We start from the raw sequence: 18,365 nt of genomic DNA on the forward strand, positions 1-18,365 counted from the left end.
AAAAAAAAGCACAGGATGCATGTCCTGTGCCAGTTATCTATGAAATTTTTTCCTGATTGAAATATCCGCCGTAGAATTTTTCGATTGCTTCAGATGCTATGCTCTGTGCATCCATCCTGTTGAGCTTAAGAAGCTCGTCCACGGATCCATGTCTTATGAATTCATCAGGCAGAGTCTTTATGAGAGTGCGTGTATTTTCAGGAAGCATGCTCATTAGCTTGTATGCAAACGTTCCATCCGCCGGAGCTTCGTCTATTATAACTACTCTTCCCGTCTTTGAGGCTGTCTTTCTTACAAGATTCTCGTCAAGCGGCTTTATGAATCTGAGATTCACTACTTCGGCATTTATTCCTTTTTCAGCCAGCAGCGTCCTGACCTCGAGCGCAGTTGATACCATCTTTCCGCTCGCGATTATGGAAATATCTCTTCCCGCTTCTACTACTATTCCTTTTCCTCTTGCTACAGGCGTGTCGCTCCTGTTTACGGTTACCGATGAAGATTCTCTAGGATACCTTATCGATATCGGCGCATTGTGCTCATTTACTGCAAACTCCAGCATGTTCTCAAACTCGCGATAGTCAGCTGGTGCCATTACCGTCATGTTTGGGATCTGAGAAAGAAATGCGGCGTCAAATACTCCCTGATGGGTCTCTCCGTCATTTCCAACAAGCCCTGCCCTGTCGAGCGCAAATACTACGTGAAGATTCTGCGTTGCGACATCATGCACTACCTGGTCGTATGCTCTCTGCAGGAAGGATGAGTACAGTGCCACCACCGGCGTTATGCCGTCTGCCGCCATGCCTGCCGCCATGGTTACTGCGTGCTGCTCTGCAATCCCTACATCAAATATCATCTCCGGATATTTCTTCTCAAATTTCGAGAGTCCGGTTCCATCTATCATCGCCGCCGAAATCACTGCAAGGTCCTTCTTATTTGAAGCTATCCTGCACATCTTGTTTCCAAACACATCTGAGTAGGTCGGTTTTGAGCCCATCTTCTTGCTCTCGCCTGTCTCTATGTCAAACGAGGATACTCCATGGAAATCGTTGGGTCTGTCCTCTGCCGGCCTGTATCCTTTTCCTTTTTTTGTTCTTACATGGATAAGGACTGGCTCTTTTTCTCTTTTTGCCCTCTTCATTACCTTTATGAGAGCAGCTGTATCATGTCCGTCTACCGGCCCCAGATATTTGAGCCCCAGCTCTTCAAAGAGCATGTTCGGGACAAGGAATTTCTTGAGGCTGCCTTTTGCCCTGCTCAGTACTTTTTTTATCTTTTTACCTGCTACCGGAATCCTCGAAACCAGGATTTCTATATCCTTTTTTGTAGTCAGATATGCCGGAGCAGTCCTTATAGTGCTAAGGTGATGTGACAGCCCTCCCACGTTTTCCGAGATTGACATCTCATTGTCGTTGAGGATAACTATCATCTTTGAATGGTTCCTGCTGACGTCATTGATAGCCTCAAAGGCCATTCCGCCTGTCAGGGCTCCGTCTCCTATTACGGCTATTACTTCATTTTTCCCTTTTCGGAGATCTCTTGCTCTTGCCATTCCGACTGCTGCCGAAATCGATGTGCTGCTGTGTCCAGTGTCAAAGCAGTCGTACTCGCTTTCTTCTCTCTTTGGAAATCCACTGAGTCCATTTAGCTGCCTGAGCGTAGACATCGCGTCTTTTCTTCCTGTCAGTATCTTATGTGTATACGACTGATGCCCTACGTCCCATATGAGCTTGTCCTGAGGAAAGCTGAATACATGGTGGAGCGCAAGCGTGAGCTCAACTACTCCAAGGTTGGAGGCAAGATGCCCCCCTGTCTTTGAGATGCTTTCTATCAGGAATTCTCTTATTTCCTGTGAAAGCACATCCATATCTTCTATGCTGAGTTTTTTTATATCTTCAGGACGCTTGATCCTGTCAATTATACTATTCATTTTCTTATCACTTCCTATGATCTTTAATCATCAAGCTTGAGAACAGACATGAATGCCTTCTGAGGAACCTCTACGTTTCCTACCTGACGCATTCTCTTCTTTCCTTCTTTCTGTTTTTCAAGAAGCTTTCTCTTTCTCGATATATCTCCTCCATAGCATTTGGCAAGTACGTCTTTTCTGTATGCGCTGATTGTCTCTCTTGCTATTACTTTGCTTCCTACAGCCGCCTGTATCGGTACAGGGAACTGGTGCTTTGGTATCTCGTCCTTGAGCTTTTCGCACATTATCCTTCCCCTCTTCTGGGCAGTAGTCTCGTGAACTATGAAGGAAAGCGCGTCTACCTGTTCCTTGTTGATCAGTATGTCAAGCTTTACAAGAGTTGATTCTACATACTCCTTGAATTCGTAGTCAAATGAGCCATATCCCTTGGTCCTTGACTTGAGCGAATCAAAGAAGTCATACACGACCTCATTCAGAGGGAGGTTGTAATGAAGCGTAACTCTCTTTGGATCAAGATACTCCATGTTTATCATTTCCCCGCGCCTGTCCTGCGCAAGCTCCATTACGGCTCCTACAAAGTCCTTTGGCACTATTATGTCTGCCTTAACTATAGGCTCTTCTATATGGTCTATCTCTGCCTGAGGCGGAAGATTGGCCGGGTTCTGTATCATCAGCACTTCGCCGCTGTGCTTTACTACTCTGTATACAACAGAAGGCGCAGTAGTTATCATGTCCAGGTTGAACTCTCTTTCAAGCCTTTCCTGGATTATCTCCATATGCAGAAGTCCAAGGAATCCGCATCTGAATCCGAATCCGAGCGCCACTGATGTCTCTGGCTCAAATTCAAGCGCAGCATCGTTTACCTGAAGCTTTTCAAGGGCATCTCTTACGTTCTCGTACTTCTCTCCCTCTGCAGGATATACTCCGCAGTAAACCATAGGAGTTACCTTCTTGTATCCAGGCATAGGAGTTTCAGTAGGATTCTCGGCAAGCGTTACGGTGTCTCCCACCCTGCAGCTTCTGATATCCTTTATAGAAGCGGTTATATATCCAACGTCTCCAGCCTGAAGCTCACTTACAGGAATGTGGTTTGGAGATATTATACCTGCCTCCACTACCTCGAATTCCTTCTTAGTATTCATCATCCTTATCTTGTCGCCTTTTTTTACCTTGCCGTCAAACACTCTCACATAAGCTATAACGCCCTTGTAGCTGTCATAGTATGAGTCGAATATCAGCGCCTTGAGAGGCTTTTCGATGTCGCCTGACGGAGCAGGTACATATTTTACCACTGCTTCAAGCACATCCTTGATGTTTATTCCATCCTTTGCAGATATCAGCGGCGCATATGATGCATCTATTCCTATTATGTCTTCTATCTCTTCTTTTATCTCATCAGGTCTTGCGCTCGGAAGATCTATCTTGTTTATTACAGGTACCACTTCGAGTTCCTGCTCTATAGCAAGGTAGACATTTGCCAGTGTCTGAGCCTCAACACCCTGAGCCGCATCCACTACAAGAAGCGCTCCCTCGCACGCTGCAAGGCTTCGCGATACCTCATAGTTAAAGTCTACGTGCCCCGGCGTATCAATCAGGTTAAGATAATACTCCTCACCGTCATCCGCCTTGTATATGAGCCTTATGCTCTGGAGCTTTATGGTGATTCCTCTTTCTCTCTCCAGATCCATGTTGTCAAGCAGCTGCTCCTTCATCTCTCTGTGAGCTACTACTCCTGTCTGTTCTATCAATCTATCAGCTAATGTTGATTTTCCGTGGTCAATATGGGCGATTATACTAAAATTTCTAGTTCTTTGTTGCTTGTCCATATAGTTTTCTCCTCTCAGTATGTCCTAACCTTAATATTTTATCTGATGTTCGGGTTTTTTTCAATCATAATGGGGTTAAATTTTTTTCTTTTTTTGCCTTTTTATTATTTACACTCGCAAAATTCTGTGGTATACTCATATACGTTATTAATGTCTATTTTTAATTGGTGGGAGGTGAATCAATTGGCTAATATTAAATCAGCAAAGAAAAGAATATCTGTTACAGCAAAGAAGACTGCTATCAATAGAATGAGAAAATCTCAGGTTAAAACTGCTATCAGAAGATTTGAAGAAGCTGTAGCTGCAGGTAACACTGAACTGGCTGCTTCTACGTTCCAGTACGCTCAGAAGAAAATAATGCAGGTTGCTGCAAAAGGAACAATCCATAAGAATGCTGCATCTAGAAAAGTATCTAGACTTGCTGCAAAACTAAACACTGCAAAATAGTACAGGAATTTTATTGGATAATAATTTTAACTTACTATATCGGGGAGTCAAATAATACCATAGTAACCCTATGGTTATTTATTTGACTCTTTTTAGTATCTGTAATCAGTTTTTGCCTTCGCTCTCTGAAATCACGCTGAATATCCGGGACAGCGCCATCTCTCCGTATACATTCTCCGAAAGCCTGCCGGTCTTAAAGTCGTAATCCGTCCTTATTAGTGACTCAAGGCATCTTATCGCTTTTTTCCTGCCGATCCTCTTTAGATTCTCAAGACCCGACTTTACTGCGAACGGGTGCTTTCCCATAGCCTGCGCTGCCATGGCCTGAGTATATCCTTTCTCCACATAATATGATGCCTTTATCATCGTAGAGAGGCTGCTGCCCACCGTAGCCACTATCTTTATGGCCGGCTCTCCCTTTTTCGTGAGATTGCTGTATATCCCAAAAGCCGTGCTCTTCTGATTCTTCACTATGCAGTCTATGAGCTTGAACACGTCCGAATCAAACTCCCTTATAAAAAGAGTCTCCATCTCCTGGCTGCTTATGCTGCCCTTCTCCCTTATATAGCTCACGAGCTTTTCTATATCATTGTTGATATCTCTTATAGTCCTCGAATTGTCCTTGAAAAGATATCCTGAAAGCTCCATATAGTATCTTAGCAGAGCCCTGTCAAGCTTAATGCTGTTCTCAGACCTCTCTGCCACGGCATCGTTTATATACTGCTCAAACTCTCCTGCGCTGAGGCTGCCAAGCGGAAACGGCGTCATGATGGCGCTGAGCTCGGTCAGCAGCTTTGGGTATGAGTTCTTTTTGCTGTCGCCGTCCTTCTTTACTTCGACAGAGGTCGAGCTTATCATGAGATTTACAGAAGGGTCCAGGTTTCTGACTGCCTCTTTAAGCGCTTCCAGATCTTCCTTTGGCCATGGATTTGAGGCCGACTGTGCAAACTGGAGGTTTTTGAGATGCACCACCCTTGCCGTGTCCATCATAGGCACAGATTCAAGTATCGCATGAAAATCATTGAATGAGACAGACTTCTGGTCTACCTCTGTATAGTTGAAATCTGCAAAATCCCTGATCAGCTTTGTTTTCAGGACATCAGCTGCATATGATATAAAATAGTCTTCCTGTCCGAAAATCAGAAAACTGTTATTTTCAAGCAATGATTTTCGGTAGCTCTTCAAGTTCATATATATTCTCCTTGACTGTCTTTATTTCCCATAACCTGTATATGAGAAGTATTATAACATAATACAGCGCAATTTTCCAAATTTCTGTTTCCAGATTCTCCATATATGAATATGGAAGCCTTTCAAACATATGGTTTATCTGTATCAGCATATCCTTTACGAATATGGCTCCCTGGGATATGTATTTCGCAAAAAATCCTGCAAAGGGAATCACTGCAGAGGCTGAATAAAATATCATGGACACAAGGAAAAGGGCCATGGCAAGGGAAATCAGGGGAATCACCGCAAAGTTGGCGGCAAGGCCAAAAATCGGCATGACTCCGAAGCTGTACACGACTATAGGAAGCGTAAGTATCTGCGCCGACAGGGTCACTGCCATGAATGAAGGCACCGAATATCTGCGGGCCAGGGGCATGAACATGGCAATAGATATGACGCTCGCAAATGAAAGCTGAAATCCTGCATCGTATATATAGTAAGGATTCACGGCAGCCATGACAGAAGCCGTCAGAAGAGCGCTGCTGAGCACGCTGTAGCGTTCCTCCCTTATGAAGGATACATAATATATTATGAAGAAGGCTACTGCCCTTATTATAGATGGCCTGAGCCCCGTCAGGAATGCGTAAGCCAGGAGTATCCCAGACGCTGCAAAGCCTCTTTTCCTTACAGGAACCCTTATGAGCAGGATATTTATGAATACAAGCACTATGCCTGTATGAAATCCCGAAAGCGCAAGTATATGAGCCGTGCCCGTCCTTGAGAAGGAAGTCTTTATGTCCTCCGAAAGCTCCGAGCGGTCTCCATAGAAAAGCGCCTTGAAAACCGGAGCGTCCGATCTGTACAGCCTGTCGATATGTCTGTCCACAGCCGAGATGAGGCTTCCTCTTGCAGAGTATATCCCTTTTTCATGTCCCGTGACCTCAAGCTTTTTCGGATAGCATATGTAGCTTATGTTCCTTGATTTCAGATAACCGGTATATGAGCGGTTCTGATATTTCTGCACGTAATATTCGGAGCTCATGAGCCTTCCGCTGAAGCCTATTACATCTCCCGCTGATATGGCCTGCTCCCTGTCATAGCTTTTTATAAGTATCTCGCCTGCCTGGATCTCCAGGTACTTCGGCTTTAGCTCTACGGACTTTACAGTCTCCTGTACAGTCACGTCGTCATGTATCTCAGTTTCGGGGCTGATCTCATATGTAATGAGAAATGCGGAGATGATCACGCAGACAAATATCACAAAAGAATAATGTCTAAACACAGGTCACCTCCGCATCATTATTTATATATAATCGTTTATATAGCTCTCTCTTATTTCATTTCCAAAAATCTCTGCAAAGAAGCTTCTGTCATGCTCAGATTCAAATTTTATACGCCCTGCTCTTTCGAGATGGTCGATATTTGAGGATTTCATGTAAAGCGATGCAAGATCCGATATGTCAATCCTCATGAAAGGGATGCCGCCTCTGCTCTTTTCAGCTTCTGCGGATGCCTCGTCAGAAAAATCAAAAGTCTCCGTGAAGTTGTTATCTTCTATGACCGAGTCCTCTATTTCTATCTTAAATGCCCCGATCTGCCTTGTCCCAGGGTTTCTCCTGAGGATTTCACAGAGTATGTTCCTGGCATTTATTATCCTCACCATCATAAAGCTCTTTTTAGATACCTTATATTTATTGTCATACTTTATAAAGAGATTGAAAAGCTCATGCTGAGGGGTCGCTATGTCTACTGTCCTGAACTGGGTTATGTGTGATTTTATTATGCTCATCAGGGAGTTGAACGCATCCTTGTCCCGAAACATCATCTCCGGCACCATGGCATGCCCCTGAGAGTATTTTGGAAGCAGCATCATATAGCCAGAAAGCACGCCCTCGTCATATGAAAGGAACAGCTCTCCCCCATCCACGGAAAGTTCCTCCAGCCTGTTGATAAAGTACTGACTGTCCCTTTTTATATATGCATGCTTGTCCACAATGTTGCTGTGATAAAATTCGCTCATCTGAGCAGCAATTACGAGGATATCCTCATCCGGCGCCTTCTTGTCTGAAGCGTCTGATACAAGGTCCTCAAGCTCTGCTCTTCTTACCTCGCAGCAGGTCTTTCCTGCCCTTATGTTTATGAGATCCACGCTGAAGTCATAGCGATAGAAGCAGTTTGTATAGCCGTATCTCGTGTATATCTCCGTGTCTATCGGCATGAGTATTGATACATCCTCATCGTTCCGGTACTGATAATTGAGAGTGTCCTTCATTATCGCAGTCGAATATCCCTTTCCACGGCTCTCCGGCTGCACGCATACTCCCACTACGTAATTCACACCCTTGCTTACTCCGTCTACCTGCAGCACATATGGGCTCAGCTGAAGCGAGGCTTGGACTTTTCCTCTGTCATCTGTTGTTATAAGATTTTTTTCCTGTCTGTATCTGTTTGCGAAGTAGTAATCCTTAAATTCAGGAGTGTCTGCAAAGCAGTAGCTCCAAAGTTTTTTTACATCCCTGATATTTCTGGAGTTCACTGTACCTGTTCTCATAAGTTACTGCCTTTCTGTAAGTGTGTATTTTTCAACGAGCCTCAGCGGCTTGTACGATAGCTTGGCCTTTCTCAGTCCTTCTATGCCCAGATCATCTTCCCTGTTTACAAATTCCACGTCTGGAAATTCATTTTCCAGAAACAGCTTGTTGACCGCAGAATATATTCCCCGGATATCCGGATTCGCCTTTTCTATATGGATGACAGCCATCTGAGAATTTATAAGATCCCCGAATGTAAATGCCTCCAGATCATTGTCTATATAGATCCCGCCTATCTTGAGGCAGCTGAATTTATCTGCATTTTTCAGCACCTTCTTGATTGCCAGGTTCTCTCCTATGAGATTTCTGTCCTTTTCTCTGGAAAACGCCCATTTGTCCGAAAGCCTCAGGCACTCTTCAAACTCTGATTTCTCGATAGCCTTGTATACGAATCTGTCCTGATACTCCTTCACGAATCCGTTGAAATGATTCTTCTTTGAGTGCATCTTTCTTCCGGCAAGGCTCCTGAGCGATTCTGCGTCATATACATAATCATAGTTGTCCCTGTCCGTATCGTATTCGAACATATGAGGATAGCTGTCCTCTATAAAGCTCTTTACCGGCTCAGTCACTGCCTTCATAAGTATCTTCTGTCCTGAGGATCTGAAAATCCCGAATATGTCCTCAAAGGCATTTGCGAGCTTGTCCGGTTCGCACAGCGGCATCATCGAAAACACGCCTTCCTCAGACTGCCCAAATAGAAGTATATAGTCATCCCTCTTAATATAATGAAAGTCATATACCGTCTGCCACATATAAAGCGTTATAAAATTGTATTCGCACGCCTCATAATCAACCTTCTGAAAATATGGCTTCATTTCATGGAGGGAGTCTGCAACAATCTGCCTGCATCCATCTATTGTTTCGTATATATTAATATAAACCGCCTCCTTTTCATACCCCTAATTATACCCCACTTGCAGGACTTATACAACGAGACTGACCGTAAAAGTCTCATTAAATTTGTAATTGAATGTGAAATATATTATAATAGAAGCTGACCTGAAAATAAGGTTTTTCATAAGAGTTTCAGAGTAATTTAAAGAAAAGAGGTTTGAATGACAAAATTTAAAAAGCTTATTTTATCGTCAGTCCTGGCGATAATGATGATAATTTCTGCCGGCTGCGAGGCCCTTATAGATCCCGTGACAGAGCTTGAGCTCCACTTCATCGACGTGGGGCAGGGAGACTCCACACTTATACTTACCCCTGGTGGATACTCCATGCTGATAGATGCGGGAGACAATACCCAGGGAGAGAACGTGGCCTCATATATCCGCTCTCTTGGAATAAGCAGGATCGATGTACTCATAGGTACTCACCCCGATGCCGACCATATAGGCGGAATTGACGATATAATAGACAGCTTTGAGATCGGTGATTTCTACATGCCAAGAAAGACTCATGACACAAAGACATATGAGGATGTGCTTCTGGCCGCCAAGGCAAAAGGTCTCAAGATAAAGGCTGCAGAATCAGACAAGGCCATCGCCTTTGATCCCGACTCAAGCGCGCTGTTCCTTAGCCCGGAAAACAAAAGCTACCCTGACAACAATGCATATTCAGCAGTCGTGCAGCTGACATACAAAAACAGCAGATTCCTGCTCATGGGAGACGCCGAAATAGAAAATGAAGAAGATATGATCAGCAAATACGGAGATTCTCTGAGCAGCGATATCATAAAGCTCGGTCACCATGGAAGCGCGACCTCAAGCTCTGAGGAATTTCTCGATATAGTAAATCCTTCGGCTGCGGTAGTGTCCTGTGCATACAAAAACAAATATTCGCATCCTCACAAGGAGATTTTGAGTTATCTTGAGGAAAATGACATCCCGCTCTACAGGACTGACGAGCAGGGAACAGTAGTTTTTTACTCGGATGGAGAATCTGTTTCAGTAAATATGGAAGATGCCGGAAGCTACACCTACAGAAAGGGGAACTGATATGATAAAGGCCGTCATAGACCGTTTTGAAGGAGAATATGCCGTTGCTGAGATTTCATGCTCAGAAGAAATATTCTTCATAGACATACTATGCGAGAATTTTGTTTCTCTCCCATGCCAGGGTGATGTGATAGCAATAGAGTCAATTGATGACACTATGCTCTCCTGCGAAAACGCAGCCCTGTCTGACTCTGCACTTGGGCTCCTTGGTCAGCTCAACAAGCCTATAAAATGCATCATTAAAATCTGCTCTGATGAAACAGGCAAAAGAAAAGAGCGTATAGACGCTCTTGCTTCAGAACTGTTTGAAGACTAAATTTCGCCAGCCAGCTTTCTTATCACGAAGGATGCCATGAACAGCCCTCCTACCGAGGGCACGAAGGCGCAGCTTGCCGCGACTTCTCTCTTGCCTGCCGAGGAAATGCTCTCGACCGGCTTTCTTGCGTTTTCTGTAGAATAGACCACATCAAGATGCGTTATTCCCCTGTCTCTTAGTTCTTTTCTCATTACCTTAGCAAGAGGGCACACGCTGGTCTTTGACAGATCCGTTATCTGAATCTTTGTCGGGTCCGTCTTGTTTCCCATTCCCATTGAGCTTATAACTGGTATTCCCCTTTCCCTGCACGTCTTTATGAGATGTATCTTTGATGTCACTATGTCTATTGCATCCACTACATAATCATATCTGACCCCGAAGAACTCCTCGCTGTTTTCCGGAAGATATTTTTCGGAGAAGATATTTATCTTAAGCTCTGGATTTATTGAAAGCAGCCTCTGCTTCATGACCTGAGTCTTGAGCTCTCCTACAGTTGTCGTAAGCGCCGGTATCTGCCTGTTTATATTGGTTATGTCAACTGTATCAAAGTCTATTAGTGTTATTTCGCCTATTCCGCTCCTTACTATGGCTTCTGCAGAAAAGCTTCCTACCCCGCCTACCCCAAATACTGCCACGTGCGAATTCTTTAGTGCCTCCATTGCCTCTGCTCCAAGCAGAAGATATGTTCTGAAAAACTGTTCCATCTTACCTCCAATTATTAATCTCTTATATATACCGGTGACATCATAATGTCATTTTCCGTTCTGATTCCTTTTCTGTATGCCTTGAATTTTGAATAATACATATTGTTCGCTATCCTGTCATACCTCAGCTTTATCTGCTGAAGCTCAGATGATGCCTCAAACGCTGCCGCCTTGTTGATTATATCTGCGCTGCTGTCGTCTCTGATTTCATTTATCTTTCTGAGGAGGATGCGCCCCCTGTCATTGAACGCGAGCACCCTTGCATAGGGCCTGCTGTTTCTGTCAGTTTCGCAGTGCTGCTCAGATTTTCCGAGTATCCTCTCCATATCTGACCTGGTGATGCCTATCAGTATGTTTAAGAGAGTCCGCCTTATCCTTGTCCTCGTATATCTCTTCGTCTTTGCTTTTTCTATCAGCTCCTCGAGACTGTGGCAGGCAGTAAGGTTTCTGAGGATCAGGTTCTCTATGCCTTCGTTTACCTCGAAGAAGCGCTTTATTTCAGTTTGCTCCCTGAACATGACCGCCTTGAGCTCGGGATAGAAATCATCGAGACATAAGAGATTGTCTTCACTTATCCCTCTTGAGAGCTCTGAGGCCATGCCCTGCGGCACTGATCTCATGAGAAGTCTCTGCGTATCCTCCAGATTGAAAGTCGATGCTTTGTTTTCAAGGATCAGCTTTCTTATGGCCGTGGCACTGGGGAAAAGCCTGTCGATGCTCTCGTCATTGTACGTGCTGCTGACTCTCTTCACGGCAACAGGCGTGATGCTGCTCCCAAGACGGTTCAGGTTTTTCAGGTATTCTATTGCAAGTATATCGTTTGAAGAGGATATTATGCTCTGATCCTGCGATCCAGTTGTCTCTGCGAGAGCTTTCTGCCTGGCAAGCGGATAGCTCATGCCCTCGGAAAGATAGCTCCTTATGCTCCTGCTGAACGCCTCGTCCTCATATGTCAGGATGTCTGCGATTTTCTTTATAGAGCAGAGGTCTGCGCTTTCAGATCCAAACGCAAGAAAATCCACTACCCCAAGCGAGTCAAGGATTTCTATGCTTCCCTTTGCGAATATCTCCGCGCTCTGACAGCTGTAGCATACCGGTATCTCCAGAACCAGGTCTGCCCCGTTTCTTACAGCTTCCTCCGCCCTTATGAACTTGTCCGTGAGCGACAGGTCTCCTCTCTGCACGAGGTTTCCGCTCATTGCGACTACGACCGAGTCTGCACCGGTCTGCTGCCTTGCTTTCTCTATATGGTATCTGTGCCCCAGATGAAACGGGTTGTATTCAGCAACTATGCCAACGGTCTTCATATTATCCTCCATGAACAATTACCTAATATAAAAAGGAGCTTCTTCAGCTCCCTTTACTTACTGTTCTATAGCTTCTTCCTCATCATCGTCTATAAGCATCTCACCGAGCTCTTTGTGGTTAGTGAGCACTTTTTCTGTAAGAGCCTTCATGTCCTTTGACACTTTCTTAAGTATTTCCTGAGAATACCTTACTGCTCCGTTTCTAAGCTCCTTAGCGTCATATTCAGCTTCTGCGACTATATCCGCAGCTTTTCTGTATGCCGCCTGGGTTATGTTGTCCTGCTCTATTATCTCCTCTGCTCTGAGCTTTGCATCAGATATTATCTTTTCAGCCTCTTCCTGTGCGTCATAGATTATACGCTGCCTCTCCTGGCTTATCCACTCAGCCTGCTTGAAATCATCAGGAAGTCCTATCCTTATGTCAGTTATCAGTTCAATAGCTCTGTTTTTGTCTATACTTGCCTTGTTTCCAAATACACTTCTCGAACCTTCTATCATTTCTTCGAGTTCATTAAGTATGCTAAGCACTTCCATCTTATTACCCCTCCCTGAACACTTTTTTAAGTTTTTCCTCCACGATCTTTGGTACTATTTCAGAGATATCCCCGCCAAATTTGGCTACTTCCTTTACTACGCTTGAGCTGAGGAACGAATACCTTGTATTAGTCATCAAAAATATGGTCTCCACGCTTTTATTTAAATTTCGATTCATCTGAGCAATCTGCATCTCATACTCATAGTCGGAAACTGCTCTGAGTCCTCTGATTATTACTTTTATATCCTTTTCCCTGCAGTATTCTACAAGCAGACCTCCAAAAAAATCCACTTTTACGTTGCTGAACCTTGCTGTCTCTTTCTTTAGTATCTCAAGCCTTTCTTCAAAGCTAAGAAGCCCTTTTTTGCTTGTATTGATAAGCAGCGCTACCGTAACTTCGTCGTAAAGCTCTGAGGCCCTTTCTATTATGTCAAGATGTCCGTTTGTCAGCGGATCAAAACTTCCCGGATATACTGCTTTGTTTTTATTCATTGGCTACTCCATAAAATGTAATTTTAGTTGCTGCATAGTTTTTTTCTCTTTCCCTGAAGAATTTTCCGATGCTTTCCGGAGTTTCCTCTGATCTGTCAGTTTCAACTATGACTGTTCCTTCATCTTGCATTATATTGTATTTTTCCAATTGTTGCAAGATTTTTTGAACAATTCCCTTATTATATGGAGGGTCCAGGAATATGATGTCAAACTTGACGCCCTGTCTTTCGAACTGCTCAAGCGCTCTCTCTGCTTCCATATTGTATATGAGTGCATTTTCTTCGAGCCTCGCGCTTTTTATGTTATATTGGGTAAGCTCGTATGACCTCCTGTCGCTGTCTACGAAATACACCTTATTGGCGCCTCTTGAGAGCGCTTCGATGCCCATTGCTCCGGTCCCTGAAAAAAGGTCGAGAAATACCGAGCCTCTTATGCCGGTTCCTATCATGTTGTATATATTTTCCCTTATTCTGTCAAGGGTTGGCCTTATATGATCGCCATCCGGGGTCTTCAGTTTTTTTCCTCTTGCTTTTCCTGCGATTATCCTCATTATATTCTCCTGTCCAAACCGCTAATTCAGCGCTATTGTCTTTATTTCCTTTTCAAATCTTTCCCTGACTCTCGCGAGCACTTTTTCCTTCTCTGAGCTTCTCTGATCGGATTCATCATCAATGAGCTGCCTTGCATCTTCCTGAGCCAGATACAGCACATTCATGTGCTTTGTGAGGTCGGCTATCCTGAATTCCGGAAGGCCGTGCTGCCTTAGCCCGAACATCTCTCCCGGGCCTCTTAGCAGAAGGTCCTTTTCGGATATTATGAACCCATTGTTCGTCTCTGTCATTATCTTCATCCTCTGCTTGAGTATGTCTGAATTTCCGCTGTAGATGAGTATGCAGAAGGACTCCTGCGTTCCTCTTCCTACCCTTCCTCTCAGCTGATGGAGCTGCGAGAGCCCGAAGCGCTGTGCGTCTTCTATTACCATTACCGTGGCGTTTGGAACATTTATGCCGACCTCTATGACCGTTGTCGATATCAGAACATCCGTCCTTCTTTCCTCAAAGGCTTTCATTATCTCTGCCTTTTCTCCCGGTCTCATCTTGCCGTGAAGCAGCCCTACCCTGTAGCGGCTGAACTGATTCTGGCTGAGCTCATCAAAAAGCTCCTGCGCTGATTTTATGTCAAGGTCTTCGCTTTCTTCTACGAGAGGGCATACTACATATACCTGCCTTCCCCTGTCTATCTCGTCTATGCATCTTTCATAGGCATTTTTTCGGAGCGTATGCCTTATGGCTATCGTCTCGATAGGCTTCCTGCCCTTTGGCATCTCGTCTATCAGCGAAACATCAAGGTCTCCCTGTATTATCATCGAAAGCGTCCTAGGGATCGGAGTCGCAGTCATAACGAGCACATGAGGCATTATCTCGTAGCCGCTGTAAAGGCTGTTTCTCTGCCTCACCCCAAATCTGTGCTGCTCATCAGTTATCGCCAGAGCAAGCTTTGCAAAGCTTACCTGATCCTGAATTATGGCATGGGTACCTATTACCAGGTCGCATTCGTGAGAGGATATCTCATTATATATCTTTTCCTTTTCTTTCTTTGTAGTACTTCCTGTGAGGAGCCTTATCCTCATTCCTGTATTCCTGAACAGCTCGACTGCGCTCTGATAGTGCTGCTTTGCAAGTATTTCTGTCGGGACCATCAGTGTGCTCTGACATCCGCTGAGAAATGCGTTGTATGCGCTGTAGAAAGCCACTATGGTCTTTCCGCTTCCTACGTCGCCCTGTACGAGCCTCTGCATGGGAACGTCCATGTCCATGTCCCTCCTGATTTCTTCCATCACCCGCTTCTGAGCCGACGTCAGTTCAAAGGGAAGCTCCGATATGAAGGCTGAAAGCTGCTCAGGCGGTGTTATCCTGTATGTGCTGTGCCTCTGTGCGAACTTCTTCATCATCAGAAGATACAGCTGCAGCATGAAGAAGTCCTGATATATAAATCTGAATCTGGCTATCTTGAGTGCATCTACGCCTGATGGAAAATGAATGTTCCTGAGGGCATATTCGACTGGGCATATGTGATGCTTTTCAAGGAACTCACTTGGTATATGCTCCATTTCTCTGTAGGATATCTTTGCAAGGGCGTCCTTTACTGATTTATGGATTTCCGGGTTGGAAAGTCCGTGTGTCAGATTGTATACCGGATATATGGTATTCGTAAGGCTGTTTTCCCCGAACTTTTCCATGTCCGGAGCATTGAATTCGAGTCTTCCAAATACCTTCTTTGCCTTTCCGTAAAATGAGATCTTGTCTCCCACGCTGAATTTGTCCTTTACATATTCATTGTTGAATATAGTTAGAAACGCCCCTTCGCTGCCCTGTCTTACGACCACTTTTACGATGGTCATGTTTCGCTTCGGGGTACTCTTTTCAAAATTTACGATCGTACCATATGAGCATACCTTCTCATCGTTTGCTATCTCATCAAATCGCTTTACGACGGTACGGTCTTCGTATCTGGCAGGAAAATGATACAGAAGCTCTTCGACCGTCTCTATATTGAGTTTTTTGTATTTCAGGGCCTTCTTTTCTCCTACGCCCTTTACATACATTATTGAATCTCCAGGCCTCATTGTCCATCTCCTTCTGAAAAAATCCGTTTGTCTTCTATGTATAGTTTATACAAACTTGGCTCAAAGGTCAAGTCGGCGCAATACAAAATATCCACAAGAGGCATAGCCTTTTGTGGATATCTGATTGCATTATTGTTAATTCCGAATTACTTAACTTCTGCTTTTGCTCCAGCAGCTTCAAGTTCTTCAGCAATTTTCTTAGCTTCGTCAGCAGAAACGCCTTCTTTAACAGCTTTAGGTGCTCCGTCAACAAGATCCTTAGCTTCTTTAAGACCTAGTCCAGTTATTCCTCTTACTACTTTGATAACTCCAACTTTTGAAGCTCCAGCATCTGTAAGGATTACATCAAACTCAGTCTTCTCTTCAGCAGCAGCACCACCGTCTCCAGCAGCAGCTACCATTACAGGAGCAGATGCAGATACACCGAATTTCTCCTCTGCAGCTTTAACTAGTTCGTTTAACTCTAAAACTTTCATTTCTTCGATAGCTTGTAAAATTTGCTCTATAGTCATTTTATTTACCTCCATTATTTTTTAAATTATTATATTTTTTAATTAAAATATTTTTATTATGAATTAAGCGCCTTGCTCTTCTTTTTGCTTTGCAACTGCATCAAGCATGTATACAAAGTTAGAAACTGGAGCCTTGAAGCTTCCAAGAAGCTTAGCGATAAGCTCTTCTCTTGATGGTATCTTAGAGATTGCAGCCATACCTTCAGCATCGTAGTACTCACCCTCAACATAACCCATCTTGAACTCTAAAGCAGGGCATGTTTTAGCAAAATCTGCTACTATCTTCGCAGGAGTAACAGCATCTTCGTATCCGAATGCTATTGCGTTTGTTCCTACAAGGTTAACATCATCAAGTTTTTCAAGATTTCCTACCTGTACAGCAGCTCTTCTTACAAGTGTATTCTTGTATACCTTGTAATCTATACCTGCTTCTCTGAATTTATTTCTTAAGCTTGTAGCCTGTTCAACAGTAAGACCTTTATAATCAACAACAACTACTGACTGAGCTCTTGCTAATTTATCTGCTATCTCATCAACTACAACCTGTTTGATTTCGATTGCCTTTGACATATCTAGTACCTCCTTCTTTCGTATTTTATACAAAAAAGCCTTCGTAGTCACGCAGACATACGAAGGCATAAGTTCTATATAACAAACAACCTCGGCAGGATTTACTTTGACACCTGCTGTCTACAGTGTACTATTCACTTTTTAACTTTTTCAGTATACTATACTTTTTTTTGTTTGTCAACAATAAAACTATTCGTTAACTCTTACAGGGTTAACTTTTACTCCAGGTCCCATTGTACTTGCAAATGTAACAGTTCTGATGTACTGTCCCTTAGCTGCAGATGGCTTTGCCTTTATAACTGCTTCTATAAGTGCATGGAAGTTCTCTGTAAGCTTCTCTTTGCCGAAAGATACTTTTCCTACTGGTACGTGGATTATGTTTGTCTTGTCAAGTCTGTATTCAACTTTTCCGGCCTTGATCTCGTCAATCGCCTTCGCAACATCGAATGTTACAGTTCCAGACTTAGGGTTTGGCATAAGTCCTTTTGGTCCTAATACTTTTCCAAGTCTTCCTACTACACCCATCATGTCCGGTGTAGCTACTATTACGTCAAACTCAAACCAGTTTTCGCCCTGGATCTTTGCTACAAGTTCTTCAGCTCCGACAAAATCTGCGCCTGCTGCTTCTGCTTCTTTAGCCTTTTCTCCTTTTGCGAATACAAGTACTCTCTTAGTTTTTCCTGTTCCGTGTGGAAGCACTATTGCTCCTCTAACCTGCTGATCTGCGTGTCTTGAATCTACGCCTAGCTTTATGTGAGCTTCAACTGTTTCGTCGAACTTTGCTGATGCCACATCTACAACTATTCCAAGCGCCTCAGAAGCAACATATAAGTTTTGTCTGTCAAACTTTTTGATAGCTTCCTGGTACTTCTTAGGTTGTTTAGCCATAATCATTTCCTCCTTTGTGGTAATAACGGTAAAATTTTATTTGCCTCCCACCAATCTATATAAGCAAATAGAATTAATCTTCTACAACGATTCCCATACTTCTTGCAGTTCCTGCAATCATGCTTATAGCTGACTCTACGCTTGCAGCGTTAAGGTCTGGCATCTTAAGCTCTGCTATTTCCTTAACCTGTGCAGCTGTTATTTTAGCTACCTTTTTCTTGTTTGGCTCTCCTGAACCTGACTCTATCTTGCAAGCTTTCTTTATAAGAACAGCTGCTGGTGGAGTCTTAGTTATGAAAGAGAACGATCTGTCCTGATATACAGTGATTACTACTGGTATTATCAGTCCAGCCTGATCAGCAGTCTTTGCATTATACTGCTTTGTAAACTCCATTATGTTAACTCCGTGCTGTCCTAGAGCCGGTCCTACCGGTGGCGCTGGAGTAGCTTTACCTGCTGGTATTTGAAGTTTTATTTGTCCAATTACTTTTTTAGCCATTTAATGACACCT

Annotated in this window: 19 protein-coding genes and 1 other annotated feature; of the genes, 3 read left to right on the forward strand and 16 right to left on the reverse strand. The window is 43.7% G+C overall.

Features of this window, described 5'->3' with window-relative positions; genetic code table 11:
- Positions 1-37 precede the first annotated feature (37 nt).
- Positions 38-1,927 (reverse strand): 1-deoxy-D-xylulose-5-phosphate synthase, encoded by a 1,890-nt coding sequence (gene dxs, locus AC4PGZ_RS08815; protein ID WP_492158270.1) that lies wholly within the window; start codon positions 1,925-1,927, stop codon positions 38-40.
- 23 nt (positions 1,928-1,950) lie between these two features.
- Positions 1,951-3,753 carry a translation elongation factor 4 gene (gene lepA, locus AC4PGZ_RS08820; protein ID WP_492158271.1) on the reverse strand — a complete coding sequence of 601 codons (1,803 nt, stop codon included), beginning with the start codon at positions 3,751-3,753 and terminating at the stop codon, positions 1,951-1,953.
- A 183-nt stretch (positions 3,754-3,936) separates the two neighbouring features.
- Here lepA and rpsT point away from each other — a divergent pair, with 183 nt between their 5' ends.
- Positions 3,937-4,200: a 30S ribosomal protein S20 gene (gene rpsT, locus AC4PGZ_RS08825; protein WP_492158272.1), complete on the forward strand. Its 264-nt coding sequence runs from the start codon at positions 3,937-3,939 to the stop codon at positions 4,198-4,200.
- 105 nt (positions 4,201-4,305) lie between these two features.
- On the opposite strand, the gene holA is transcribed toward rpsT, so the two are convergent.
- Genes holA through AC4PGZ_RS08845 form a run of 4 tightly spaced genes read right to left on the reverse strand, consistent with a single transcriptional unit; the run spans position 4,306 to position 8,779 of the window.
- On the reverse strand, positions 4,306-5,391 hold the full coding sequence (holA, locus tag AC4PGZ_RS08830) for a DNA polymerase III subunit delta (protein WP_492158273.1): 1,086 nt from the start codon (positions 5,389-5,391) through the stop codon (positions 4,306-4,308).
- Entirely contained in the window at positions 5,357-6,652 is a 1,296-nt protein-coding gene (locus AC4PGZ_RS08835; protein ID WP_492158274.1) for a ComEC/Rec2 family competence protein, read from the reverse strand. Before AC4PGZ_RS08835 ends, holA begins: the two co-directional genes overlap by 35 nt.
- Positions 6,653-6,673: 21 nt before the next feature.
- Positions 6,674-7,921: a GNAT family N-acetyltransferase gene (locus AC4PGZ_RS08840; protein ID WP_492158275.1), complete on the reverse strand. Its 1,248-nt coding sequence runs from the start codon at positions 7,919-7,921 to the stop codon at positions 6,674-6,676.
- A gap of 3 nt (positions 7,922-7,924) precedes the next feature.
- Entirely contained in the window at positions 7,925-8,779 is an 855-nt protein-coding gene (locus AC4PGZ_RS08845; RefSeq protein WP_492158276.1) for a DUF2156 domain-containing protein, read from the reverse strand.
- A gap of 240 nt (positions 8,780-9,019) precedes the next feature.
- Here AC4PGZ_RS08845 and AC4PGZ_RS08850 point away from each other — a divergent pair, with 240 nt between their 5' ends.
- Positions 9,020-9,904 carry a ComEC/Rec2 family competence protein gene (locus tag AC4PGZ_RS08850; RefSeq protein WP_492158277.1) on the forward strand — a complete coding sequence of 295 codons (885 nt, stop codon included), beginning with the start codon at positions 9,020-9,022 and terminating at the stop codon, positions 9,902-9,904.
- 1 nt (position 9,905) lies between these two features.
- Entirely contained in the window at positions 9,906-10,220 is a 315-nt protein-coding gene (locus tag AC4PGZ_RS08855; protein ID WP_492158278.1) for a DUF3006 family protein, read from the forward strand.
- Here the strand turns inward: AC4PGZ_RS08855 and AC4PGZ_RS08860 are convergent.
- The 10 genes from AC4PGZ_RS08860 to rplK all read right to left on the reverse strand — a co-directional run bounded on the left by AC4PGZ_RS08860 (position 10,217) and on the right by rplK (position 18,353).
- Complete coding sequence (locus AC4PGZ_RS08860; RefSeq protein ID WP_492158279.1) at positions 10,217-10,924, reverse strand: tRNA threonylcarbamoyladenosine dehydratase; 708 nt, start codon at positions 10,922-10,924, stop codon at positions 10,217-10,219. The two genes, AC4PGZ_RS08855 and AC4PGZ_RS08860, sit on opposite strands and share 4 nt — an antisense overlap.
- Before the next feature lie 14 nt (positions 10,925-10,938).
- Positions 10,939-12,231 carry a nucleotidyltransferase gene (locus AC4PGZ_RS08865; protein ID WP_492158280.1) on the reverse strand — a complete coding sequence of 431 codons (1,293 nt, stop codon included), beginning with the start codon at positions 12,229-12,231 and terminating at the stop codon, positions 10,939-10,941.
- A gap of 57 nt (positions 12,232-12,288) precedes the next feature.
- Positions 12,289-12,765 carry an ATPase gene (locus AC4PGZ_RS08870; protein ID WP_492158281.1) on the reverse strand — a complete coding sequence of 159 codons (477 nt, stop codon included), beginning with the start codon at positions 12,763-12,765 and terminating at the stop codon, positions 12,289-12,291.
- A gap of 4 nt (positions 12,766-12,769) precedes the next feature.
- Positions 12,770-13,258, reverse strand: a complete 489-nt coding sequence (coaD, locus tag AC4PGZ_RS08875) for a pantetheine-phosphate adenylyltransferase (protein WP_492158282.1) — start codon at positions 13,256-13,258, stop codon at positions 12,770-12,772.
- Positions 13,251-13,808 carry a 16S rRNA (guanine(966)-N(2))-methyltransferase RsmD gene (rsmD, locus tag AC4PGZ_RS08880; protein WP_492158283.1) on the reverse strand — a complete coding sequence of 186 codons (558 nt, stop codon included), beginning with the start codon at positions 13,806-13,808 and terminating at the stop codon, positions 13,251-13,253. The genes coaD and rsmD overlap by 8 nt, the downstream gene beginning before the upstream one ends.
- A gap of 21 nt (positions 13,809-13,829) precedes the next feature.
- Positions 13,830-15,884: an ATP-dependent DNA helicase RecG gene (gene recG / locus AC4PGZ_RS08885; RefSeq protein ID WP_492158284.1), complete on the reverse strand. Its 2,055-nt coding sequence runs from the start codon at positions 15,882-15,884 to the stop codon at positions 13,830-13,832.
- Positions 15,885-16,030: 146 nt separating this feature from the next.
- Positions 16,031-16,396: a 50S ribosomal protein L7/L12 gene (rplL, locus tag AC4PGZ_RS08890; RefSeq protein ID WP_492158285.1), complete on the reverse strand. Its 366-nt coding sequence runs from the start codon at positions 16,394-16,396 to the stop codon at positions 16,031-16,033.
- A 63-nt stretch (positions 16,397-16,459) separates the two neighbouring features.
- Entirely contained in the window at positions 16,460-16,966 is a 507-nt protein-coding gene (rplJ, locus tag AC4PGZ_RS08895) for a 50S ribosomal protein L10 (RefSeq protein WP_492158286.1), read from the reverse strand.
- A gap of 21 nt (positions 16,967-16,987) precedes the next feature.
- Positions 16,988-17,110, reverse strand: a sequence feature (ribosomal protein L10 leader region).
- A 45-nt stretch (positions 17,111-17,155) separates the two neighbouring features.
- A complete protein-coding gene (gene rplA / locus AC4PGZ_RS08900; protein WP_492158287.1) occupies positions 17,156-17,854 on the reverse strand; it encodes a 50S ribosomal protein L1 in 699 nt (232 codons plus the stop codon).
- Positions 17,855-17,927: 73 nt separating this feature from the next.
- The gene (gene rplK / locus AC4PGZ_RS08905; protein ID WP_492158288.1) at positions 17,928-18,353 is read right to left on the reverse strand and encodes a 50S ribosomal protein L11; all 426 of its coding nucleotides are present in this window, start codon (positions 18,351-18,353) and stop codon (positions 17,928-17,930) included.
- Between the last annotated feature and the right edge of the window lie 12 nt (positions 18,354-18,365).

Source organism: Proteocatella sp. QWL-06 (assembly GCF_058684135.1).